This window comes from Shewanella morhuae (genome assembly GCF_003028295.1).
GTDB lineage: Bacteria > Pseudomonadota > Gammaproteobacteria > Enterobacterales > Shewanellaceae > Shewanella > Shewanella morhuae.
Map to the genome: position 1 here is coordinate 489,985 of NZ_PYSG01000003.1, position 20,582 is coordinate 510,566.

The 20,582-nt window shown below is 47.1% G+C and carries 16 protein-coding genes; all 16 read right to left on the bottom strand.

All coding sequences use genetic code 11. From position 1 onward, the window contains the following. Positions 1-208: 208 nt before the first annotated feature. Entirely contained in the window at positions 209-1,444 is a 1,236-nt protein-coding gene (locus C9I43_RS16810; protein WP_107884667.1) for a dicarboxylate/amino acid:cation symporter, read from the bottom strand. Positions 1,445-1,801: 357 nt separating this feature from the next. Then, a complete protein-coding gene (locus C9I43_RS16815) occupies positions 1,802-2,128 on the bottom strand; it encodes a DUF3325 domain-containing protein (RefSeq protein ID WP_076497352.1) in 327 nt (108 codons plus the stop codon). Then, positions 2,125-3,729 (bottom strand): PepSY-associated TM helix domain-containing protein, encoded by a 1,605-nt coding sequence (locus C9I43_RS16820; RefSeq protein ID WP_107884669.1) that lies wholly within the window; start codon positions 3,727-3,729, stop codon positions 2,125-2,127. Before C9I43_RS16820 ends, C9I43_RS16815 begins: the two co-directional genes overlap by 4 nt. Beyond that, positions 3,726-4,094, bottom strand: coding sequence for a hypothetical protein (locus tag C9I43_RS16825; protein ID WP_181317925.1), 369 nt, complete (start codon positions 4,092-4,094; stop codon positions 3,726-3,728). Before C9I43_RS16825 ends, C9I43_RS16820 begins: the two co-directional genes overlap by 4 nt. Then, positions 4,087-7,266 (bottom strand): efflux RND transporter permease subunit, encoded by a 3,180-nt coding sequence (locus tag C9I43_RS16830; protein WP_107884671.1) that lies wholly within the window; start codon positions 7,264-7,266, stop codon positions 4,087-4,089. The genes C9I43_RS16825 and C9I43_RS16830 overlap by 8 nt, the downstream gene beginning before the upstream one ends. Positions 7,267-7,270: 4 nt before the next feature. After that, entirely contained in the window at positions 7,271-8,320 is a 1,050-nt protein-coding gene (locus C9I43_RS16835) for an efflux RND transporter periplasmic adaptor subunit (RefSeq protein WP_076497344.1), read from the bottom strand. 27 nt (positions 8,321-8,347) lie between these two features. Further along, positions 8,348-8,989 (bottom strand): nickel transporter, encoded by a 642-nt coding sequence (locus C9I43_RS16840; protein WP_107884673.1) that lies wholly within the window; start codon positions 8,987-8,989, stop codon positions 8,348-8,350. A gap of 40 nt (positions 8,990-9,029) precedes the next feature. Next, the gene (locus C9I43_RS16845; protein ID WP_107884676.1) at positions 9,030-11,216 is read right to left on the bottom strand and encodes a TonB-dependent siderophore receptor; all 2,187 of its coding nucleotides are present in this window, start codon (positions 11,214-11,216) and stop codon (positions 9,030-9,032) included. A 380-nt stretch (positions 11,217-11,596) separates the two neighbouring features. Continuing rightward, positions 11,597-12,844, bottom strand: coding sequence for a glutamate-5-semialdehyde dehydrogenase (locus tag C9I43_RS16850; RefSeq protein WP_107884678.1), 1,248 nt, complete (start codon positions 12,842-12,844; stop codon positions 11,597-11,599). 48 nt (positions 12,845-12,892) lie between these two features. Beyond that, the gene (gene proB / locus C9I43_RS16855) at positions 12,893-13,993 is read right to left on the bottom strand and encodes a glutamate 5-kinase (protein ID WP_107884680.1); all 1,101 of its coding nucleotides are present in this window, start codon (positions 13,991-13,993) and stop codon (positions 12,893-12,895) included. 11 nt (positions 13,994-14,004) lie between these two features. Then, entirely contained in the window at positions 14,005-15,501 is a 1,497-nt protein-coding gene (gene putP / locus C9I43_RS16860) for a sodium/proline symporter PutP (protein ID WP_076497334.1), read from the bottom strand. Positions 15,502-15,504: 3 nt separating this feature from the next. Further along, a complete protein-coding gene (locus tag C9I43_RS18945) occupies positions 15,505-15,681 on the bottom strand; it encodes a hypothetical protein (RefSeq protein WP_167368902.1) in 177 nt (58 codons plus the stop codon). 164 nt (positions 15,682-15,845) lie between these two features. Then, the gene (locus C9I43_RS16865; RefSeq protein ID WP_107884682.1) at positions 15,846-17,903 is read right to left on the bottom strand and encodes an FUSC family protein; all 2,058 of its coding nucleotides are present in this window, start codon (positions 17,901-17,903) and stop codon (positions 15,846-15,848) included. 7 nt (positions 17,904-17,910) lie between these two features. Beyond that, on the bottom strand, positions 17,911-18,774 hold the full coding sequence (locus tag C9I43_RS16870; protein WP_107884684.1) for an efflux RND transporter periplasmic adaptor subunit: 864 nt from the start codon (positions 18,772-18,774) through the stop codon (positions 17,911-17,913). 5 nt (positions 18,775-18,779) lie between these two features. Then, the gene (locus tag C9I43_RS16875; protein ID WP_107884686.1) at positions 18,780-18,980 is read right to left on the bottom strand and encodes a DUF1656 domain-containing protein; all 201 of its coding nucleotides are present in this window, start codon (positions 18,978-18,980) and stop codon (positions 18,780-18,782) included. 181 nt (positions 18,981-19,161) lie between these two features. After that, complete coding sequence (gene gorA / locus C9I43_RS16880) at positions 19,162-20,517, bottom strand: glutathione-disulfide reductase (protein WP_076497326.1); 1,356 nt, start codon at positions 20,515-20,517, stop codon at positions 19,162-19,164. Positions 20,518-20,582: the final 65 nt, after the last annotated feature.

Here is a 20,582-nt window from a genome sequence, read left to right on the forward strand (position 1 = left end):
ACTTGCCGTTTATAGGTGAGAAAGAAATGTAAATTGCGAAATTTAACCGCTTACTCTGCGCGATATGAATGTTAGAGATCACATTAACATTCATATAGTTGAATTACTGAGCTTACGTATGAGTGGAAAACTGAGCATTATCGGCTTTAGGGGATAAAAAAGGCTTGAATAAGCACTGCCTATTCAAGCCTTTGTTGATGTTTTACGGTTAGCTTATGTTGTCCGTTTTTACCTCAGCGTATTTATCCATAATTAATGCGCAAGCCGCATCACCTGTGATATTGAGTGCTGTGCGGATCATGTCAAAAATCCGATCTAAGGCAAACAATAAAGGTAAACCATCGATTGGGATCCCCGCTGCTAATAGTACGGCTACCACTAAAAAGGAGGGGCCGGGTACACCCGCTTGGCCGATAGCGCCCAAGGTTGAGGTGAATATGATGGCGGCATAAGCCATCATCGATAGATCAACCTGATACATTTGCGCAAAAAACATGGCCACTAAACCATAATAAATCGCGTTGCCGCTCATATTAATGGTGGCACCTAACGGTAATACGAAAGCGGTGGTAGCTTTAGAAACTTTAAGATCTTCTTCGCAGGTTTCCATATTCACCGGTAGTGTAGCCATAGAGGATGCGGTTGATAACGCCATCACCTGTGGTTTTTTCATTGCCGAAATAAACTGGCGCGCTGATACTTTTGAGAACAGATGTACCACCAATGGAAAGAAGATAAAGCCGTAGATCAAAATCGCCGCCACAAACACGACAAACAGCTTAAATACCACTTCTAAGGCATCAAAACCGAAGGAGCCGACCGAATCTGCCATTAAGCCAAATACGCCAATGGGCGCAATGATCATTACGCAGTTGATCATCCACACAAAGGCATCAACTATGGTATTCAGCGCCGCCAAAATAGGTTTAGCGCCATCGCCTTTCACCTTCGTCAGTGCAATACCAAAGAAGATACTAAAGACCAGAATTTGTAAGATATTCCCGCCGTTCAACGACTCGAACACATTGGTTGGGATCATACCAATAAAGGTCTCGACTACCCCAGGTAACGCCCCTTGATCTTTAGTCACTTCCATCAAACCTGTGCTGCTATGGGCGGTAAAATCCACTCCCGCACCAGGTTGGAATAAATTTCCCATTACCAAGGCCAATGCTACGGCGATACCAGAAGTGACAATAAAGAAGCCGAAAGTACCAATGCCAATTTTTCCCGCAGAAGGGCTATCACCTAAACTCGCGGCACCGCTGATGATAGAAACCAGTACCAGTGGGATCACGAGCATCTTAACTAAATGAATGAAAATGGTGCCCAGTGGTGCAAATACGCTTGCACTGTCGCCCATAATAAAACCCACTAACGCGCCTAAAATCATGGCAATAACCACTTGCACACCAATATTGCCTAATAAATTTTTGCTTTTCATCCGTGCGAAACTCCCCATTACCGCAGTCTTTAGTGTTATTTGCCGGCGATTATAACCTTAACGTCCATTTTCCATATTATTTAGTCGCGTAATCTACCCTGAGCCACAAATAGAGTTTAAATAGTGCAAATGATAAAGCTAAGTTGTTAAACCGTTACGGTGCAAAAATTTCCATTATAATCAGTGGCTAATATGGTGGGCTGACAAAGTGTCGGGGTTAAAACCATGCCCGTTTAATTTGCACATGCAGGATCTCATGATTATCAGAATTGTGGGATAAATGAGCATGATGAGAGCCACTTAACTGAGCATACCTATTATGTGTGCAGATTGGTGTAGTTTGGCGCTGGTAGTGGCTTAATACAGTAGTCCGAGCAAGCACACTAAAGCGCTGGCGGGTAATAGGGGTTGCAACCAGCGCGGCTTATAGCTGATTAAAATCACTAGGATTATTGAGCTAAAGCACACCCAACCGAGCAGTAATACGCTGGCGTAGGCGGGGCCATAATGATGACTAGCAAGCCAATAGCACAAGGCTAGCATTGCAGTGCCGGCGATGCGAAACCCACGGGCTTGTGTATCAGTTAGCGGACGATTACGCACGGCTCGGTGGTGGCTGAAATAAGACAAGGCCAACAGCCCCATGGCGATAAAACAGGTTAATAACTCGCTTGTGGCTGTCATGCTTCGATTCCTAATTCTGTTGTCGCTTTGGTTGCCTGCGTAGCTCGCACTTTTTTAGGGCTACGTAAGCGCTTAGCTGCCATGTAAAACAGCGCTGCAAGTGCGAGCATCATCAAATCAAATCCTGCCAGAACATAGGCTTGGCGCTGTAGGTTGCTAATCAGCTGATATTGCGAAGTTATAGCATTGAGCAGGGGCAGCAGACCATAAAGCAAGGCGGTGAATAAAAAGAGTCGTTGCCATATTTGTCTATCTCGTTTGAAGCAGGCGAGTAGCGCGACTAACGCCCAACTGATAAAGAAACACTGGATTTCCCAATACTCTCTATCCGCAAAGGTGACAGGTAACAGTCGGTTGGCGTAGAAATAACTGGCTAACGCTATGGGCAGGCCTGCAAAGGTTGCCAGATTTAGCATTTGCACTAAGGCTAAACCGGGTTTGAACTGGCCGCTTTTTTGTTGTTTCTGAGCAAGTTTTTCTGCCCACATGATGGCGCCTGTCGCAATCATCACGCAGCCTGTAATCCCTGCTAATAAGTACAATAACCTCAAACCTTGGCCTGCAAAGCGGCCGCTGTGGAGCGCTATCATAGTGCTTTGGGTTTTATTTGCTGCCGATGTAGCCGTTGATTCTTCTGTTAATTTCCCAGTTACTGCGCTGAAGCGATACCAAGGTGCTTGCTGGTTTAAGCTGTGCTCTGGACTCACTCGTACCGTTACGCTGGCGTTGGCATCATTCAAGTGCTCGACCTGCAGCATCTCTATTGGACTTGCCGTTTCATCATTCATGGGGATGACAGCACTAAGGCTAGCAAGCAGTTGCTGCGGGCTTAGCATGGTTGCTGCTTCGCCGCTGGGAGTGCTTGAGTTGAAAATAGGTCTCAATTGTGAGTAAAAGGCTTGAGTTTCATCACCATATTGTGTGCTCAGTCCCCATGGCATATACATAAACATCAGCGTCACTAAACCTGTGTAAGTGATCATAAGATGAAAGGGTAATGCGAGAACTGAGCTGGCGGCATGGGCATCGAGCCAAGAACGCGGGCCTTTTGCTGGTCTAAAACTAAAAAAATCCTTAAAAATCCGCTTGTGGATCACTATTCCACTGATGATGGCGACCAGCATGAACATAGTGCAAAATCCAACAATCCAACGCGCCGTTAATGCGCTCATATAGTACAAGTCGAAATGCAGCCGATAGAGGAAATCGCCACCTCGGCTTTCCCGGGCTTTGGGTAGGGTGTCACCCGTCGAAGGGTTAATAAATCCTTGATGATAATCACCAAATCGCTGACCTTCAGTGGCGGGCTCACTCCACGCATAGGTCAGTAATGGCATCCGTTGTGTGGGCAGGTAAACCCACCATGACTCAGCGTTGGGCGCTTGTTGTGCCAAGGACGTTAGGCCCTTAAGTATCAGTTGTTGGTTATCCGCGTTGGTATCATATTGGCTGATGTGGTTTTCGGGTTGCATCCACAGGTTAATTTCAGCACGGTAATAGGCCGCTGTTCCGGCAAAAAATACTAGAAACAACACCCAACAGGTGAGTAATCCTACCCAAGTATGCAGCCAAGTCATAGAGCGAAAAAAGGAGTCTTTCATAATCCGCCACCTTGAATAGGATTGATATCCAATGCTTTAGTCGCAAGATAGGCTAAATACAGCAGGCCGCTCAGCGCTAATATATCCAACCAGAATCGCCACATTGATTTAACGCTAAAAACCCATAACACAGTGCAGGTATACACAGTGAATGACAGCATCATGGCGGTTAATACTCGATCAACCTGAGATAACGGTAGGATTTGCGCCAGTAAAATGGTGGCGACAGCAGCTAACAAATAGCCACCGAATATGGCCGCGAGACAGCGACTACCTACGTGTAGGCTATCGCGCCAAATAGTAGACGTTTTCCAACGCGTTAATCTTTGTGTTAACGGCCGAGTCATTTCGATTTTTTCAGTCATGATGATGTGCCACTTTTGCTGAACTGGCTGTTAGGTTAGCCCTGTTGGTGTAAGACAACACAGAGATTAGAAGGGCGGGTAAAAAGGTTAAGCTGAGTAGCGTTGCGACTACAAGGCCAGCCAGCACGACTATGCCAACGCCGCGGTAGAGTTCGCTGCCTGCACCCGGGAATAGCACTAGCGGCAATAGGCCAAATAAGGTTGTCGCGGTAGACATTAAAATCGGCCGTAATCGATTAGCGATGGCAGACTTTACGGCATCAACGACACTAAACAGACCAGATTGCAGGTTTTTACGGCTCTGTTCCACGATCAAAATCGGGTTATTAACGACAGTGCCGAGCAGGATTAAAAATCCAAGCATGGTAATCATATCAAAGGGTTGGTGCCAACCTTGGCCGCCAAGATACGCAAACAAGCTACCGGTATAATTGAGCGTTTGTAAACCGACTAAACCGCCTGCGAGCCCGAGTGGAATAGTGATCAGCACAAATAACGGATAACCCCAGTGATTAAAAATCGCCACTAATAACAAGTAGATGATCAGCACTGCGACCAGAAAATTACTAGAGAGTGCCGCTTTTGTTGCTTCGAGCTGATCGGCAGCGCCTGAAATATCCAAACTGACATCTTTGCCGACAGCACCTTGTTGATAGAGGATAGGGACTAATTCTTCCCGCACTTTAGCTACAGCGGTTTCCAGCGCAATGGCGCGCGGCGGAATAATGTAAAGAGTCACGGTTCTGCGGCCATCGACGCGGCGTAAACTGTCGCTATCCATCTGCTCGCTAATATCGGCCAAGGCTTGCAGTGGCAACACATTGCCCTTAGGTGTGACTATCGGTGCGAGTGCTAATTGCGACAGGCTCTGTTGATTGCCAGCAAGGCTAAAGAGAAAAATATCTACTTTGTTATCATTGAGGAAAAACTCATCGACATAGGCGCCATCACTCAGTGCCGAAACGGCATAGCCAAACTCGCTGCCACTAAAATCTTGTTCTACAAGACGTTGCCAACGAGGGGAAATCTGCCACAGCGGTTGATCGAGCGACAAGCTCGATGGATCTGAATACAACTGTGGATCGGCAAACACTTTTTCTGCCGCTTGATATGCCGCTTCGGCAGCGCGATAGAGGCTGGCTTGATTCGGACCAGAAATATCCAAGGCGACAGCGCGGGTGCCGCCATCGTTGCTGGAAATAATCGACCCCCGCGATGAATAGGCGCGCATGCCCGGATATTGCTCAAATAAAGCGGTGAGTGAGCTCATCATGGCATCCATATCTTGGCTGCGAACGGGTTCGCTCATTACCCAAATACTGCCGACACCTACGCTGAGAGTATAGTATTTTAGCGGCGGGATTTTTTGCTCACCACGTTCAAAGGATGCCGCCTCGGCATTGACTCTTGCAGATAGCTTGGTGGTTAACTCTTGTGCAATCTTAGCCATTTCCGAAAGGTTATAACCCGGCGGCGCGACCATTGAGGTAAAGGCTTTTGGCTCTTCGCCTTCGGGTAAATATTCGGCCGGAGGCATCAGCCAAGCCGCAAGCCCAATCGTTAAGACGAGTGACAGCACAATCACTGCGGCGCGGCGTTTGGCCGACAGTACCAACTGGCTGACTAAGCTCAATATGCGTGATGCTTTGGGCGGTTCACTTTGGTTTGTGCTTGCCGAGCGCATTTTACCAAAGCCAAAACGGGCAATGGCGGCGGGTACGATGAACACCGCGACCAACATAGAGGCGACAATGGAGGACGCGATGGCAATCGCGATATCCGAGTACAGTTGTCCTGCTTCTTGTTTGATAAATAGAATGGGCACAAACACCAGCACTGTGGTGAGTGTCGAGGCCAGTACCGCAGGCCACACATCGTAAATGCCACTTATGGCGGCTTCGAGACGATCTAATCCGCGCCTGCGCGCTTGTTCAATGCTTTCGAGCACCACAATGCTGTTATCGACTGTCATGCCTATGGCAAAGGCTACACCCGCCAGCGAAATAACATTAATGGTGCGATTAAACACCAGCAGCCCGACGAAGGCGGCTAAGGTACACAGCGGAATACCGATAACACCAATCAGTGTGGCTCGACTCGATCGTAAAAAGAGGTACATGACCAAGGTTGCCAGCAATGCACCTAGGCCTAAATTCACCCACACATTTGCAACCGAATCTTGCACATAGCGCACATCATCACTGAATAACTCTAACTGCATGGCGTGCTGGGCGAGTTGACTTTGATTGATCTGTGCTACCACAGGCATCATGGCGGCTTTGATGGCGATGACGTTAGAACCCACGTCTCGCTTAACCGCTAAGCTGAGGGTACGTTCTTGTTCGGCAAAGGACAGCTCACGGATTTCGGCGTGGTCGAGTTTTATCTCGGCAACGTCTTGCAGCAGAATATTCGTATCACCTTGGCGTTTTAAAATCAGTTGCTTAAGTTGATTTAAATCCTCGAAACGGCCAATCACCCGCAGTAAATAACGTTTTTTACCACTATCGATATCGCCCGCAGACGTGTCTTTGTTGCGATCTCTAATGGCTTGGCGCACATCCATAATGCTGATGCCGCGTTGGGCGAGTTTGGCGGGGTCGAGTAATATTTGGATTTGCCGTTCAGCGCCGCCTTGAATAGTGACGGAGGAAACGCCTTTGACGCGCTCCATTTGTGGGCGAATGAAGTCGTTAGCGAAATCACGCATCATGTCTATATCTAGATTCAGCGGGTTGCCAGCGACAGGCACGAGACGGAAATACATGAAAGCGTTATCTGAATATGAACTGCTATAAAGCCTTGGTTGGTCGACGTTTTCTGGATAAGACGACACTTGACTGAGCGCATTGCTAACACGAATAAGCGCGTCGCTGATCTCAGTACTTTGGGGGAATTCGAGTTCTACCCATGCCGAACCTGTATCGGCCCAAGATGTCATACGTTGTAAGTTGGGCAGGGTGCGTAGGTAGCGTTCCTGCTCAAGTAGAATTTCTTTTTCTACGTCTTGTGGCGTTGCTCCCGGCCAACCTGTGGCGACACTGATGGTGCGCACATCTAAGTCGGGGATCATTTGGATTGGGATACGCAGTGCGGCAGCGGTGCCCAACACGCAAAATATCAATACTATGACCGACAGTAAGGTGCCATGTTTAATACCAAACTTCAGCATCCTACTAACCTCCTATGACAGGGTTGAGTACAGAGACTGACTGTTGGTCTTGTAGGCTTTCGTTACCGCGGATAACCACAGGCGCGTCTTTGGGTAACGGACTAAGAATTTCAATTCCGATGGCGCTCGTATGGCCAATTTGCACGCTATGACGTTGGGCTATGTTGTTTTGCACGGTAAAGACGCTGAACTGGCCGTCGGGATGACGGATTAAGGCATCTTGCGGCACCACAACACTGTGTTTTGCTCGCAGTAAGTGGAAGGTCGCGGTGGCCGAGGTGCCGGGCATCAAAAGTCTATCCGCCTCGGGAATGGTTAAGCGCACTAAAAAGCTGCGAGCATTATGGTCGCTCACAGGGACAAGGGCACTTACATGGCCGCTAAACTGTTGTTCAGGCAGCATGTCGGCGGTAATGTCCACGTGAGTCGCCGTGGCTACGCTTTGGAACATTTCTTGCGGCACTTGAATGTCGAGCCAAAGCTGCTCTTGAGACACTAAGGTGAAGATTTCAGTGCCGACATTGACCCATTCACCGGTTTCAGTTTGTTTACTTGAAATGACTCCCGCAAACGGCGCCATTAATTGGTGGCGGGCAACTAGCTCTTTTTGGTGTGCCAGTGCCGCCGTTAAACTTTGTAGATTAGCTTCGGCCTCGGTTAACGCCGCTTGGCGTATCGCGCGCTCCGTTTCGGGAAATAACTGCTGAGAGCTGAGTGTTTGCGCCTCTGTAAGGAGGCGCTGTTTTTCTGCCAGCATGGTTTTAGCGGCCATGACATCGGCTTGGCGCTGTGCTAATTGGTGTACGGCTAAGGTGTCATCGAGTGCGAGCAAAGGCTGGCCTGCGCTGACTTGCGAGCCTGCATCGACCAGCACTTTAGCCACTAGGCCATCGGTGCGTGCCGATAAGCGGGCCACCCGTGCGGATTTAATTGAGCCACTGAGTGGCAACAGTTCATTGGTGTTGCCTGTTTGTGGCAAGGCGACTGTTACAGGTACTGCGCTTGCGTGGACTGCAAAACTCAGCAGATATAAACCTATCATTAAATACCGCACGTTAACTCCATCTGACTATTAAGATTATTACTGAGTGATAAAACTCGTGGTGGTGATGTGTAAAACGCTATCAACCTCGTTGCCAGCCAGTGTTTGTTTACCATCAGTGGTGTGGTTGCTGACGAGTAAATAGCGGCCTGCATCTGGGGTGTCTAGGGCGAATTTACCTTGGGCATCGGTAGTGAAAGACTTGCTCCAAAAACCGGGGCGATACACTTGCACGGGATGATTAACCAGTGGCGCGCCTTTGTAACTAAGCACAAACTCGGAAGCGCCTGCCTTTACTGGTGTAAATTCAAAATCTTGCAGCGCTTTGGTGTGCTCTTGTCCCGTGCGGGCGTAGAGGATTGCGGCCTGCAGCCCGGTCTCAGTTTTCCATGGCTGCCATGCGGTATCGGCATAGAAACTGACATCACTCTTGCCATCTTGTGTTTTAACCAGCAAATGATCGGCCTGCGCTGTGGCGGTCAACGGTGCTTTGGCATTGGCATCGAAAATTCGTGCTGCGCTTAACGACGCTAACTCTTCGGCGGTGGCGTACTCTGAACCAGGTTCACCAAATTGCACTTTGACCGAACCATCGCTGCTGCGCTCAAGCCATACTTCATGTGCTTGAGCCGAAAAAGCGATACCGCCGAGTAAAGTGAGTAGTACAAGTGCTTGTTTCATTTGATTATCCTTAATGTTATTTAGGGTTTAGTAGAAAATTTTACAGTGTCCAACGTAATGACAGGGTGGCATTACGTGGCTCGCCAAAGTCTGCGTAACCCCAAAGAGAGCGGTTATAGTTTTTGTCGAAAATATTGTTGATATTCAATTGCATCGAAATTGACGGTGTTATTTCGTAGCCAAACATGAAGTCAACCAGCGAGTAGGCAGCCTGTGTTTGACGGTAAGCCACATTCGGCGCGCCATCGACGCCATAGATGGTGCCATCATAGAAGGTGCTGCTCTGCCAGCGCCAGCTTGCGCCCGCAGTAACACCTGGAAGGATGTCTTCAAAGTTGTACTTAGTGGTTAGTTTGAAAATATCTTCGGGTAGATAGGTTTGGCGACGTAGGCCATCTGCATCTTCCGCGTCGTTATGGGTATAACCGCCACTAATATCCCAAAGGTCGGTAAGTCGCCCAGCGATTTCAAGCTCGTAGCCCTTGGTGGTAATGCCATCGACACTTTCGTAGATAGAATCCCCTGAAGGTAGCTGGCCTTTACCCGCATATTCGGGTTCGTTGTCTTTGTTGGTTTCGTAGATTGCCGCTGACATATTGAGGGTGTCATCGAACAATGCGACCTTGATGCCACCTTCAACGTTGGTGCCTTCTGCGGGTTCGAGCAGTTGGCCATCTTCACCAAAATAAGTGCCGGGCTTGAAGATTTCAGTACGGCTGGCGTAGACAGAGATCTGCTCGGTCACATCGTAGACTAGGCCATAGTAAGGAATGAAAATGCCGGTTTTTTCCATGCTTGCATCTGTGCTATTGCCTACGAGATCATGTTTTTCGTAGGACCAATCACTCACGCGCCCACCGACCATTAACTTTAGCGAATCCAATACATTGATACGGACTGTACCGTAAACACCTGATTGACTTTGTTCATTCGTTTGGCCATTGGTGGGTGAATTAGGCAGATTAGGCTTGGGGTAATTGCCTTGATCGGCGACGTTATAGCGACGTTGGCGATCAGATTCAGTATTGATGTTGTCAAACTCGTTGTCACCGTAGTTAAAACCAATCACAGCGCTATGTTCACGTCCGAGTAAGTCAAAGTTACCCGTGGCGTACAGGTTGAAACTGTTGGTATCGGATTCTCTATCATGCTGGGCGGCATAGGTATCGCCCCAAGGACCGACAAATTCGCCGGTTGATTTCACTATGTAGTCACCAGGGTAAAACGCCAATGCGTCTATGGTGGCATTAGCAATACGATAGGCACTGACGAGTGACCAGTCGTTATCGAATCTATGTTTAAACTCGGCCATGAGACTTTTTTGGGTCACGTCCCAATGGGTCCAGTCCTGTGAGCTGGAATAACTGCGGCCGAACTCGACAGGTGTGCCATCGGTATAGAATGCAGGATTAGAGTTCCAGTTATACACGCCGTCGGTTTGTGATTTTTGATAGTCCGCAAACAGTGACAAGCTAGTATCTGTGCCGAGACTTGTTTCAACTACGCCATAAAGCACCGCTGTATCGCGTTGATAGCGGTCGATAAAAGAATCGCCTTTTTTCACTGCACTGACGAATCGGCCTTTAACATTGCCCGAATCCGTTAGCCAGCCAGAAACATCGGCCTCTAATCTATAGGTATTCCATGAGCCATAACTGACACTTGCGGTGGCGCGGGTGTCATCGGTTGGGCGTTTGCGAATAAAGTTAACTGTGGCAGAAGGTTCACCTAAACCGCTTAAAATCCCGGCGGCACCTTTTAACACTTCAACCCGTTCGGCAATCACAGGATCTAAACCTTGATCAATTGAACCGCTGTAAACATGGGATGAAGAGGTCGTGATTAGGCCGTCAATTTGGACACCGCTATCGAGTGCATAACCGCGCACAAAAATCTGACTATTTTCAGAGGCATCGCCCACCATAGTGACGCCCGGAGTATGGTTTAACACTGACTCCATAGTGACCAAACCTTTGTCACTGATCATCTCTTCGGTAATCAAAGTGACGCTTTGCGGGGTTTCTTTGAGCGACATAGACAAACCCGTAGCGCTATTCATTGCTGCTCGAGTGTAAGTGCCCACCACATTTAACCTTTCTATCTGTTTTGTTTCATCTTTTTCATCTTGTGTAGGGGCGGTGTTGGCTTGAACCGTCAGAGTAAGCGTGCTGAGAAGTACAGGAATCAATGGCGAACGCCATGACGTTAAAACAAATGGGGGAGGCATGGTATTTCAATCCTTTCAGGCGATATTTAAATTAAATGATGATGAGTTATTCCGGGCACACATCCATGTTACTAGTAAATCTTACTTGTAAATGAGAATTACTCGCATTGTATGTTTGTTGAAAATAAATGCAACATGCTGAATGTGTAAATTATTTCAGCGAAGTGGTGACTTATTGGTGAATATCTTGTCGGCGGTCTTTAGCGGGGGAGTTATTAATGGGTTAGCAGTTCGAGTGTATACCTTACTATCACTCGGTTTTATGGGTTAGCCTTGGAATACAATTAGTTGTAACTCAAGTTCCTTTAGCTAAAAAAAAAGGCCGCAGTCGTTATCGATTGCAGCCTTTAATCTTTACAATTGAATCGGGACCCAACTAATTAAGCGCGCACTTGGCCGGTTCCTGAGACTAAATACTTTTCAGCAGTTAAAGACTCGAGCCCCATTGGGCCGTAGGCATGTAGCTTAGTGGTGGCAATACCAATTTCGGCGCCAAGGCCGAGTTCGCTGCCGTCAGAGAAGCGCGATGAGGCATTCACCATGACGACAGACGCATCGACACTACGCTGAAAGCGGGCGGCCGTGACTTCGTTTTCGGTGCAAATCACTTCAGTATGTTGGCTACCAAAACGGGCAATATGTTGGATTGCATGGTCGAAGCTGTCGACTTGACGAATGGCGATTTCGAGATCTAAATACTCTTGGCCGAAATCGTTTTCTTCCATGTAAGTACAGTGTTCAAAGTAGCCACCGGCCTGAGTACAAGCGTTGATTTTAACCTTGTGCTCTGCCAGCGCTTTGGCGACTTTAGGCAAAAATTGCGCCGCGATATCTTGATGTACTAATAGGGCTTCGAGGGCATTACATACGCCTGTGCGCTGCGTTTTACCGTTGAGCAATAAGGCTAGTGCGTTATCTAAATCGGCATCCTTATCAACGTATAAATGGCACACACCTTTAAAATGCTGGATCACTGGGATTCTACTATTATCAGTGACAAAGTTAATTAAACCTTCGCCGCCACGGGGAATGATCACATCGATATAGTCACGCTGCTGCATCAACTCTAGTAACAGCGCGCGATCAGGATCAGGGACCACAGTGATTAACGCGGTTGGTAAAGCGTATTGTGTTAATACGTTTTGCAAAATAGTAGCGATAACTTTGCTGCTCGTCAGCGCTTCTTTCCCACCGCGCAGGATCACCGCATTACCAGATTTAAAGCACAGGGCGCCCGCATCGGCGGTAACATTGGGGCGCGCTTCATAAATCATACAAACCACACCTAAAGGCACACGCATTTTACTGATGGATAAACCGTTAGGTCGCTTGCCAATATAGCGCTCGTTACCAATGGGATCGGGCAGAGCAGCGATGGTTTCAATGCCTACTGCCATGGCTTCAATGCGTTCAGGTGTTAGCGTTAAGCGGTCTAGCATCGCTGGGGCAACGTTATCGGCTGTTGCTCTGTTCAAGTCGATTAGATTAGCGCTTTGGATTTCATAGGCTTTTTCGCGTATTGAGCGCGCCATATCGAGGAGCACAGTATTTTTAAGCTGTTCGTCAACTTGGGCGAGGATAAGAGCCGCTTTGGCAGCTTCTTCAGATAAATTTTTGATTAAAGTCATATTTACTCCGCTTAGATGTTTACTCGCTCATATTTATTCGGCTGATGCTTATTCGAGAATGGCGATGTTTTTCTCGGAAATGATCGGTCCAGTCTTTTGCTGAAATTCACTGGCAAACTCGCGATCGTCTTGGTCCGTAATAAAGCTAAGTAAACAACTGCTGTAATTGGATTTGGCTTTTGCCAACTTAGTACCGTCACCTTTGCGTACTAAAATAGTGTCACCCACTGAAAAATCACCATTAATGGCGACCACATCGTCACTGGTCAATTGCTCGCTATGGGCATCAAGGTCAATATCAAAATCATTTTCGACAATGACTTCGCCCTGAGCCTGCGAGGTATGTGTCATCCAATGCAAATGTTCCTGCATGGGTTTCTCGTGGGAAGTGAACAGCGTACCGGGATTTTGACCCTTCAATAATTGGTTGAAGGAGTCAGCATCAAAGCCATTGATAATAAAGGTTTCAATCCCGTGAGATATTGCCTTTTTGGCGGCTTGGATCTTAGTTCGCATGCCACCGGTACCGACGGCGCTACTGGCACCGCCGGCCATAGCGTAAATCTCGGCAGTAATTTCGGTGACTTGTTTTATCAACGTTGCATCGGGATTTTCATGGGGGTTTTGCGTGTAAAGCCCATTCACATCCGAACAGATAATCAATGTATCGGCATCGGCCGCCGCGGCGACCATGGCCGAGAGATTATCGTTATCGCCGACTTTGAGCTTGTCGGCGGTCACGGCATCGTTCTCGTTGATAATCGGCAGTAGCCCGTGTTCGAGTAGGCTAAAAATCGTATCTTTAATGCTGATGTAACGATCACGATTACGTAAATCGCCGTGAGTTAACAGTAGCTGGGCGGTTGGGAAATCAAATAACTTGTTCCATGTGGCCATCATATCGGCCTGACCCGCTGCTGCCATGGCTTTTTTCACTGTGACGCTGGGTTTATCAACCTCGCCAAAGTGATGCCATCCCGCGGCGACTGAGCCCGAAGAGACCAAGACAACTTGGATCCCTTGGGCACGACAATAAGTAATAAATTGGGCAATGCCGAGTAAGTAGTGGCTGCTGCAACCTTGTTTTTGGGGAGCAATCAGGGCACTACCTACCTTAACGACAATGCGTTTCCAGGGTAAGTCAGTCATACCTTAATGCCTTATCTGTCTTCGGCTAAAACACGGCCAGCCTTGTGGAATAATTTAGTGGTTTTGGCACAAGGGTCGGCATCGAGTAACGACACTACCCAAATCACCATACTGCTCACGGCAAAGCCGGGGATCATTTCATACACCACTGTGGTTAAGGCTTTGCCATCTGCTAATACTGGTGCATAAATCCAAAACAGGACAGTGAGAGCGCCTGACACTATGCCGGCTATCGCGGCTTTGTGGGTTAGGTTAGCTTTATACAAACTAAACAAAACTAACGGACCAAAAGCGGCACCAAATCCTGCCCAGGCATTACTCACCAGTGATAACACACTGCTAGAGCGGTCGAGCGCCAGTAGACTCGCAACAATGGCCACACCTGCGACGCCATAGCGTCCCATTTTAACCATGTCTTTCTCGGTAGATTCTTTCTTCGAAATAACACGATAGATATCTTCCGTGAGTGAGCTTGATGACACTAATAGCTGCGATGAAATGGTACTCATAATCGCCGCTAGAATCGCGGCCAGTAAGAAGCCACTAATAATCGGATGGAATAACAATTCTGAGAACACGATAAAGATGGTTTCAGGATCGCTCAACTTCATACCAAATTTATTGGCGTATGCAATACCAACCAGTCCCGTTGCCAGCGCACCAACAATGGTTACTGTCATCCAACCCATACCAATGCGTCTTGCAGTTTTTATGTCTGCTACTGAACGAATCGCCATAAAGCGCACAATAATATGCGGTTGACCAAAATAACCCAGTCCCCAAGATAAGCTCGAGATAAGCCCTAACATAGTGACGTTTTGCATGGCATCAGAGAAATGTGGAATCGACTGATACGCAAAATTCATCATCTTGTCGGCACTGTTAAACTCTTGGTAAGCCACTACAGGCACTAAGACTAGTGCGATAAACATAATGCAGCCTTGAACAAAGTCAGTCAGGCTCACGGCCAAGAAACCACCTAACAAGGTGTAAGAAACCACCACGCTAAGCGTCACAATTAGGCCAATGTCATAGTTCAAACCAAATGCTGACTCAAACAATTTACCGCCAGCAACCAGTCCTGCTGAGGTATACAAGGTAAAGAAAATAACAATAATTACAGCAGCGATAATACGGATGCTGCTATTAGCGTTACCAAAACGTTTAGCAAAAAACTCTGGAATGGTCAGTGCGTTGTCGGCCACTTCGGTATAAACACGCAGTTTAGGGGCCACAATCAAGTAATTGATTAGAGCACCAATCAATAGGCCAAGGGCGATGTAAATGGTTTCAAATCCAACCAAAAACATAGCGCCTGGTAGGCCCATCAGCATCCAACCACTCATGTCTGATGCACCCGCTGAGAGTGCCGTGACCTGTGGGCTGACTTTACGCCCGCCGAGAATATAGCCAGATACATCGCTGGTGGAATTTTTATAGGCAAATAAGCCAATGGCAAGCATAGCAATAAAATAGACCGCTAAGGAAACGTAAGCGAGATAGTTCATGGATTATTTATCTCCTAACGCTTTGTTATTTTGAATAATACTCGGTTTCAAAATGACAAAGAGATAGGTGCTTAATACGGCGAGCAAACACATAAACTGCATTGATTCTTTGGCGTGTACTAGGGTAAAACGTGTTGCCTGTGAGATGAGATTTTCCTCTGATGGGTTCCCCGATGACATAGTCTCTCCTTGGTTGATAATTGAATTAATATCACCAATATAGTTAGTGATCTAATTATATTAAGACATTTTATTGGCTAAACTTCAAGCTTTCATTGGATTTTAATAGGGTTAGTGGCTGTAACGTGGTGGGGTTTTTAGACGGAAAATAGTTTGATGTATGATTATTTTTCAGTGGCTTCTTTCTGCTCAGCGATGGTGTGGGCGGTGCGTTCAAAGGTTAAATTAACGCGTTCAAACATCCCTTCGATCATCGTAAGTTCTTCTGGTGGGAGTGGCGATGTGGCGAGTTCTTGCAGTAACGTGTCGCAGCTAAGTGCAAACTCTTTGGCGACTTTGCCTTGAGCGCAAGTAATAAAAGCTTTACCTAAACTGAGTTGCCAAAGGTGTAATGCGGACTCTAAATGGGCTGCAGGTATTCCCTGTAAAATGCGCATTAGACGAATAGATACATGGCCAAGATTGAGTGCGGTAAACGCCAAGTCGGTAAAGACCCGAGAGCTATGACCCGAGCCTTTTTCGTAAGTGGCAATCCGCAGCAATCGATCACCCATACGGGCATTAAACCAAGAGGTTGGGTCGGGACGTTTAGCCAGATTAACCAGATCTTTTTGGATGGATTGCAGCAATCGATATTGCATTAAGCGTTCGCTGGGTTGAGTGATTAGCTTAAATAACCAATACAGTACGGTAACGCCTACAAAAATAGCCAGTGCATTACTGACCGTGTTTTCTATTGCAAAAGAAATATTATTGCTGGGCTGCACAAGTACAGCAAACGGTACGCAAATGCCTAAACCATAGGGTAAGGTCGGTCGATTTGCTAATGCTAATAAGCCGATAAAAAACGGACCAGCTAGCACTAGAATGAGGATTTCAAAATCGCCGCTACTTTGTGCCAATAGGGGCAAGGCATAAAATATGGTAACTGGCACTATGATGATAATGCCGACAAGAATATGGCGTAACCCCGTTGTTAACGTCGGCAGTGGCTGGCGTGCCATCATAATAGAAAAGACCACAGGCAAAAGGATCATCATCAGCACCGCATTAGAACCTGTACCTATCCACAACGAAGCCCCAATCACAAATACGGCCATACTGCGCAGGCCAGTAGTCAGACCAATAAGCGGATCACGGTGAAACTCCATTGGCGGCGCATTGAGGTTAGCAGCGCTATTACTTGTCAGTACATTATAGCTTTTGAGTACCATAATCAGGTCGGCGCTTAATTCCATCGTGGCCTTGAGTAAGCGGGTTTCTAAGGGGGTTTTACTCTGATATTGCAGCAGGTTTTGCTGCACTTGATGGCGAAGGCTACGCGCCATTTTATAGCATTCTTGGTAATCACTTGAGTGTGCCATTAGGGTAAAACAACTGCGCATATTCTCTAATATTTTCGCCAGTGGCTCGCTAACCAGTTGAGGGTGATTACGCTGTAGGCGGCCGAATATTTGGATTGCTGCCAGTAATGAAAGGGTTTTATTACAGAGCAAATTCACGGCATGATTTTGTCCCCGCCCTTGCGGTCCTTCATAAATTACCGCGCTTGCGTCATCACTGAGGGTGGATATAGACTCTAAAATAGTATCAATATGCTCATGGCGACTGGCATGTAATCCTGCGGGGTCGAGCTCTAATGCAAGATAATTCAGCGTTTGATTAATGGTGTTTTTAGCGCGTAGTTGCAAGCTATGTTTTACTTTTACTGGCCACAGCAGCTGGCTGACTAATACGGCACAAATCGCACCAACAATTATTTCGCTGATCCTTGCCTGCGCCACATCAAATATTTTTGCACTATCGGCCGTAGTCGGGCTGGCCATGACTATTAACACCACCAAACAGGCGGTCATACCGGCCATGGCGAAGGCGTATACAAAGTTTTGTTGGCGCATCATGGCCGATAGCCCTGAATTGAGCCCTATCCAGCAGGCGAGTAGCCCTAAGGCGAGTGTAGGATATGGAGCAAATCCGTTGAGTATCATGATCCCAACCAGTGCGCCAACTAAATTGCCGCCGATCTGGCATAAGCCCTTTTCGATAACTAAGCCACTTTCTGGGCGAACTTGCAGAAAAATGGCTGATACCAGTGCCCAATAGGGTCGCTCTAAATTCAAGAACATCGCCACATATAAGGCGAGCGTCATCGATATTACGCCTTTAACCGCGAATATAATGGTGCGTCTATCTGGGAAAAATAAGCTCTGTAATAACAGCATCTTAATTTTATTTATCAGTATGTAACTGGATAGATGCTGTCATGCCCACGCTTAATTCAACGTCAGGTGGAATAGCCTCTAGTTGAATATCGACAGGAATACGCTGTGCGAGTCTTACCCAGTTAAAGGTCTGATTTATCTGTGGTAACAGCTGTCCGTTGGTGGTGACATTAGTGTTAGCAATGGCTTTACCAATGCTGATGACTTTGCCATGCAATACATGACCACCGCTCATTAGATTGATATCGGCACCTTGACCTAAGTGAATTAAGGGGATTTTAGTCTCTTCAAAATAGCCGGTAACATAGAGGGAGTTTTTTTGGACAAGTGAAAATACCGCATTACCTTTGCTGACGTAGTTGCCATACCTAAGGTTTAAATTGATCAGAGTGCCGTCTTCAGGGGCGAGAATTTGAGTTCGTTCTAAGTCAATTTTGGCAGTATTTAATTGTGCCAGCGCAAGGTCATAACTGGTCCTTGCCAGTTCAGTATTAATAAAAGCCTCATCGATAGTCTCTTTGCTGACTAAGTTGCCATTAGTTAATGCGATACGCCGTTTGTACTTATGCTTGGCAAGCTCCCATGCAAATTTTTGGCTTTCTGCTTTCGCATTCAATTCGGCAATGGTGGCCTTGTAGCGGGTATCGTCCACAGTGAATAACACATCTCCCTTATTGACGAGCTGATTATCTGCCACGTTTAGTTGGTTTACCCAACCAGAGACATCGGGCGTAATGGTGATGATATCGGCGCGTACTCGACCGTCACGGGTCCAAGGAGAATAAAGATAGTGTGACCATATCCAGTGCCCTGCGATACCTGCAACCGCGACCACTATTAATGTCAGCATGATACGTAAGATTTTGCCCATGAAAATCAACTCCCAAGCAAGTAAATAACGAAAGCCAGATAGCAGATAAATAGCCCTACCTCGAACCAAGCGGAGCGCCAAAGCCGGTGATAGAGCCCTGTTTGATACAGTACCAAACGAGTGATGCAGGAAAGCAGAAAAGCCAAGGGAATAAAGATAATTAATGGGCTGAATAGCAAACTATTGAACGCGAGCTCTTTAAGCATAACTCTCTTATCCCGATTGCTGCGGTGCAATAATAACAGCGCAGTCAATTTAAAAATGCACAGTACTCAGCCGAGGTTATAGTAAAGTCGCGTAAGAGTTAATGTTTTTATCATATATCGGATCAATTAGGGCCAGCATAAGCTAGCCCTAATTATTATGAGAATAAAGTCAAAACCGCAGTTATCTCATAGTAACAAATTCTTCGGCGCCCGTTGGGTGAATAGCAACCACAGCATCGAAATCAGCCTTAGTTGCACCCATTTTCATGGCCACGCCAAAACCTTGAAGGATTTCGTCCATACCAAAACCAATACCATGAATACCGACGACTTTTTCGTCCTTACCCGCGCAGACTAACTTCATCTTACAGGCTTGACGATGGGCCGTGACGGCGGTGTACATTGAGGTAAAAGTTGACGTATACACTTTGACGTTATCATCGCCATATTGGGTACGCGCTTCTGGCTCTGTTAGACCCATAGTGCCAATCGGCGGATGACTAAACACCACCGTTGGGATCAGGTTGTAATCCATTTTGGCATCTGTCATGCCGTTAAATAAACGCTCGGATAACAAACGGCCTGCTTTAACTGCAACTGGGGTGAGCTCTACGCCGCCCGCCATAATATCGCCGACACAGTAAATCCCTTTGTGAGTGGTATTTTGCTGTTCGTCAGTGATCACATAGCCTTTGTTATCTAATTCGACTTTAGTGTTTTCTAAGCCAATATTACCGGTTGCGGGTGAGCGGCCAATCGCCCAAATTAGGCAATCAACCGTTACGCTTTCACCGTTTTCTAAGCTTAAGGTTAGGCTGTTATCGGCATTTTTAATGACCGCTTTTGGCACGCTATGCGTATGCAATGTTGGACCTTCACTCGCCATGGCATCGACGAGGGCATCGACTAAGATAGGGTCAAAGTTACGCAATGGTGCATGTTTACGCACTAATAAGTGAGTTTCACTACCAAGTGCATGCAAAACGCCAGCGACTTCAACGGCAATATAGCCAGCACCTACAACGGCAACACGCTTAGGTTGCTCACGCAGGGCAAAGAAACCATCGGAATCGATACCGTATTCGGCACCAGGAATATTCGGGATCGTCGGCGCGCCGCCAGTGGCGATAAGGATATGATCGGCAGTGTAATGTTCACCGTTTACTTCAATAGTGTTGCCATCGACAAAGCGGCCATAGCCATTTAGCAAAGTGACTTTATTACTGGCAAAACCACGGCCATAGGCATCGTGAATGCGGCCAATATAGGCTTCGCGGTTTTCAACTAAGGTGTTCCAATCGAATTTATTAACCGTGACGTCAAAACCATAATCTTTAGCGTAAAGGTTCATCGCTTCGGCAACATGGGCGCCATACCACATGACTTTTTTCGGTACGCAACCTACGTTAACACAGGTGCCACCCACATGCTTGGCTTCGATGAGTAGTACTTTTGCGCCACGCATTGCAGCTCGGTTTGCTGAGGCGATACCGCCGCTGCCTGCGCCTAGGCAGATATAGTCAAAATGTTGAGCCATGAGTTTCTCCGTCTTACTTCAAGGATGAGATGCTTTACAGCAGAAGGTCATTGTAGGGATGTTTA

What these genes read in the sequence shown, in the direction of transcription:
- C9I43_RS16875 (WP_107884686.1), bottom strand. Translation starts at nt 18,980, where the DNA reads ATGCTTAAAGAGCTCGCGTTCAATAGTTTGCTATTCAGCCCATTAATT.
- C9I43_RS16810 (WP_107884667.1), bottom strand. Translation starts at nt 1,444, where the DNA reads ATGAAAAGCAAAAATTTATTAGGCAATATTGGTGTGCAAGTGGTTATT.
- putP (WP_076497334.1), bottom strand. Translation starts at nt 15,501, where the DNA reads ATGAACTATCTCGCTTACGTTTCCTTAGCGGTCTATTTTATTGCTATG.
- C9I43_RS16815 (WP_076497352.1), bottom strand. Translation starts at nt 2,128, where the DNA reads ATGACAGCCACAAGCGAGTTATTAACCTGTTTTATCGCCATGGGGCTG.
- C9I43_RS16870 (WP_107884684.1), bottom strand. Translation starts at nt 18,774, where the DNA reads ATGGGCAAAATCTTACGTATCATGCTGACATTAATAGTGGTCGCGGTT.
- C9I43_RS16850 (WP_107884678.1), bottom strand. Translation starts at nt 12,844, where the DNA reads ATGACTTTAATCAAAAATTTATCTGAAGAAGCTGCCAAAGCGGCTCTT.
- C9I43_RS16865 (WP_107884682.1), bottom strand. Translation starts at nt 17,903, where the DNA reads ATGCTGTTATTACAGAGCTTATTTTTCCCAGATAGACGCACCATTATA.
- C9I43_RS16825 (WP_181317925.1), bottom strand. Translation starts at nt 4,094, where the DNA reads ATGACTGAAAAAATCGAAATGACTCGGCCGTTAACACAAAGATTAACG.
- C9I43_RS16840 (WP_107884673.1), bottom strand. Translation starts at nt 8,989, where the DNA reads ATGAAACAAGCACTTGTACTACTCACTTTACTCGGCGGTATCGCTTTT.
- C9I43_RS16820 (WP_107884669.1), bottom strand. Translation starts at nt 3,729, where the DNA reads ATGAAAGACTCCTTTTTTCGCTCTATGACTTGGCTGCATACTTGGGTA.
- C9I43_RS16830 (WP_107884671.1), bottom strand. Translation starts at nt 7,266, where the DNA reads ATGCTGAAGTTTGGTATTAAACATGGCACCTTACTGTCGGTCATAGTA.
- gorA (WP_076497326.1), bottom strand. Translation starts at nt 20,517, where the DNA reads ATGGCTCAACATTTTGACTATATCTGCCTAGGCGCAGGCAGCGGCGGT.
- C9I43_RS18945 (WP_167368902.1), bottom strand. Translation starts at nt 15,681, where the DNA reads ATGTCATCGGGGAACCCATCAGAGGAAAATCTCATCTCACAGGCAACA.
- proB (WP_107884680.1), bottom strand. Translation starts at nt 13,993, where the DNA reads ATGACTGACTTACCCTGGAAACGCATTGTCGTTAAGGTAGGTAGTGCC.
- C9I43_RS16845 (WP_107884676.1), bottom strand. Translation starts at nt 11,216, where the DNA reads ATGCCTCCCCCATTTGTTTTAACGTCATGGCGTTCGCCATTGATTCCT.